Genomic DNA, 2,877 nt, shown 5'->3' with positions numbered 1-2,877 from the left:
AAAATATGGGCGCAACCTTTTCGGAATGTTTGTCAAGAGCGATTGTCCCCTCGTTCGGAGAGTACTTATCGCCCAATACCTTGTGTTTTTCAATTTTTCATAGAAGTTTTGACACTACCGACCCAAATTTATACAGTATGACGTTTTTCTACCAAAAAAGGTTCTACTAATATATAAAAAACCATTTCACATTTCTGCAAAATGGCTTGATTCCCTTATTGTTCTGTTTGTAGCTCTGGTTTTTCCACTAGATTTTTAACCCATACGAGTACAAGTGCAATGACTAATACCCAAATAAGTGCGACACTGTAGCTGTTCATCACATCATGGCTAAAGAATAATACTTCTCTTAAACCGTCTGCATAAATGCGTAATGGTAACCAAGAAACAATGTAATCGCGATAGAAGGCGGGCATCATTTCAGGTGCCATTTGAACAGCAGACATGCTAAAGAACATGAGTAATACATAAATCGCAATGCTCGGTAATTTTAGCCAGCGTAATGTAGCAAAAATCATAAAGGTAAAGGCTGCGACACAAACCGCAATATAAAGCGCTACTCGATTAAAGTGTTCAAGTTCAAATCCTAGTAACCAAGTGGAATACCATGTCGCCACATAGCCAGCGATTAATGCATAAACAAACGGCATGATCGATTGAAGAGAATTAAATTTCACCTTATCTGCTTTTGATGCAAATACCCGTTTATTTCCAACTAAATAAAGCATTACCCCACCAATTAAACTTGTAAACCACGTTAACATTAAAAATGCAATTGGCGCATTCCCTAACCCACCTGCTTCATGGACCTTTATTATTTCAACTTGAATTGGATTTGCAAAATCTAATACTTTACTCGGTTGAATTGGAGAAATCATAGCACTCACTTGGGCTAATGGGCTACCCTCTCCTTGTGCTTGTAAAACGTCCGCTAATTGCCCCTTCATCTCATCCGTTTTCTCTTGCACTGCTATTAACATTTGAGTACTTAACTGAGTATTTAATACTGACACCATGGTAGTTAAAGCATTTTGTACCAGGGTAGCCACCGTTGCATTGGCCCCTTCATTGATATAAATTTGTGCAGTTGCTTTTTCAGGTGTTTCTGTTTGTAATGTGGCCACTTTACTTGAAAAGTCAGCTGGTACTACTAATGCACCGTAAACATCCCGGTCATCCATCGCAGTTTCTAACGCTTCAACAGAATCAAATTGTGTAAACTTTACAACGTCTGGCGCATTCTCCAATAATTTTTCTGCAAGCGTTGCACCCATTTTCCCTTCATCTGCAACCACAAGTCCAATCGGTATATTTTTTGGATTCATTTTCACCATTGGCAAAATAGCGGTCATCAAAATTAATCCTAGTACTACAGCTACCATGATTGGCACAAGAAATAATTGCTTTGAATTTCCTAGCTTCACCATTGTGTCAGCCTCCTTTTAATGAACAAAATGTCTATTTATGAATTTCATTATATTCATTCAAAAAAACGACTACCATAATCAATATTGGAGGATTTATTCATTACTCATCAAACGCAAGCAAATTGTTGATTATATTTTAATAAAAGGTCAAAATGTTGATTAAAATACACCTTGATTATAAAATTAGTAGTAATAAATGAGGTGTAAAAATGGATAGAAGACAACGAAAAACTCGAAAAGCAATATTTGATGCCTGTGTATCTCTCATCGAAGAAAAGGATTTTCAAAAAATTACAGTCAATGAAATTGTAGAACGAGCGGATATTAATCGAGGAACGTTTTATTTACACTTTGAAGATAAATACGAGATGATGAAGAGCTTTGAAAATGAAATGATCGAAAAAATCGAAGAAGTGCTTGTGAACAATATCCCGAATGAGGAACAATTCAATGAACAATTTTTAAAATCTCGCTATGATACCCTAGTACAATTATTAAATTGCTACGTGGAAAATAATGATCTTTTACAGCTTCTCTTAAAATCCGGTCACAATGCGTCCTTCCAAGCCAAATTACGAGAAAAACTGCATCATGTGTTTACTACAAAGGTTTTTCCGAATTTAAAATTAGACTATGAAGTTCCATCTGATCTATTTGTCATTTTGTTTACATCCCTTTCATTAAGTCTGGCAGAATATGCAAATCAATCAAATAAACCAATTGATATCGAACAACTAGCAAAAATGTTTTTCAATATTTTGATACATGGTCCAGCCAAAACATTAGGATTGCTGCAAGTTGATGATGTCGAAAATAAAAACAACTATTTTTAAAGGAATTACCCTTTCAAAATAGTTGTTTTTTCTACTTTTTCAATAGCATATCAATATGTGGAATACCATCTTCTAAATAAACCTCTGAGATGACTTCGAAACCAAAGGAACGATAAAAATCTTCTAAATAGTGTTGCGCCTGAATTTTCACCGTAGTTTCCTTTAATTCACTTGTAATATATGATAGAGCTTGTTCCATCATCTGCTGTGCAAGCTTTTGTCCACGATAATCCTCTTTCACAAGCACTCGCCCAATCGACAACTCCGGATAGCTCACCCCAGGAGGTAAAATACGTAAATAGGCGATAATTTCTCCGTTCTCCTCTTTAAATAGATGATATGACTGCAAATCCTTCCCATCTACCTCAGGATAAGGACAATTTTGCTCGACAACAAACACATCTGTGCGTTCTTTTAAAATATTGTATAACTCTGTTGTTGTTAATTCGTTAAATGTTTTTAGTTGGAAGTTCATTTAGTCACCCCGAATTATAAGATCGTATTGTCAAAACTTATATATATAAATCGCTAATAATCGTTGGTTTTATAGTCTTTTACGCAAAAAAACTTGCCACCCCCTGGATTTTGGTGTTAGTTGAGGTTACCACACACAAAAC

Annotated in this window: 3 protein-coding genes; 1 reads left to right on the top strand and 2 read right to left on the bottom strand. The window is 35.5% G+C overall.

The features are described 5' to 3' along the window. Window positions 1-215 precede the first annotated feature (215 nt). Window positions 216-1,427 (bottom strand): ABC transporter permease, encoded by a 1,212-nt coding sequence (locus tag D8M03_RS17345; protein WP_121216027.1) that lies wholly within the window; start codon window positions 1,425-1,427, stop codon window positions 216-218. A gap of 209 nt (window positions 1,428-1,636) precedes the next feature. Between D8M03_RS17345 and D8M03_RS17340 the strand changes: the two genes are divergently transcribed. Beyond that, window positions 1,637-2,260, top strand: a complete 624-nt coding sequence (locus tag D8M03_RS17340; protein ID WP_121216026.1) for a TetR/AcrR family transcriptional regulator — start codon at window positions 1,637-1,639, stop codon at window positions 2,258-2,260. A gap of 31 nt (window positions 2,261-2,291) precedes the next feature. Here D8M03_RS17340 and D8M03_RS17335 read toward each other — a convergent pair whose 3' ends face one another. Further along, on the bottom strand, window positions 2,292-2,735 hold the full coding sequence (locus tag D8M03_RS17335; RefSeq protein ID WP_121216025.1) for a GNAT family N-acetyltransferase: 444 nt from the start codon (window positions 2,733-2,735) through the stop codon (window positions 2,292-2,294). Between the last annotated feature and the right edge of the window lie 142 nt (window positions 2,736-2,877).

Source organism: Ureibacillus endophyticus (genome assembly GCF_003628435.1).
Classification (GTDB): domain Bacteria; phylum Bacillota; class Bacilli; order Bacillales_A; family Planococcaceae; genus Ureibacillus; species Ureibacillus endophyticus.
This window is presented reverse-complemented; position numbering and strand designations above follow the sequence as displayed.

Bases quoted from the DNA above. Each gene is read 5' to 3' on its own strand.
- D8M03_RS17345 (WP_121216027.1), bottom strand. From the start codon at position 1,427: ATGGTGAAGCTAGGAAATTCAAAGCAATTATTTCTTGTGCCAATCATG.
- D8M03_RS17340 (WP_121216026.1), top strand. From the start codon at position 1,637: ATGGATAGAAGACAACGAAAAACTCGAAAAGCAATATTTGATGCCTGT.
- D8M03_RS17335 (WP_121216025.1), bottom strand. From the start codon at position 2,735: ATGAACTTCCAACTAAAAACATTTAACGAATTAACAACAACAGAGTTA.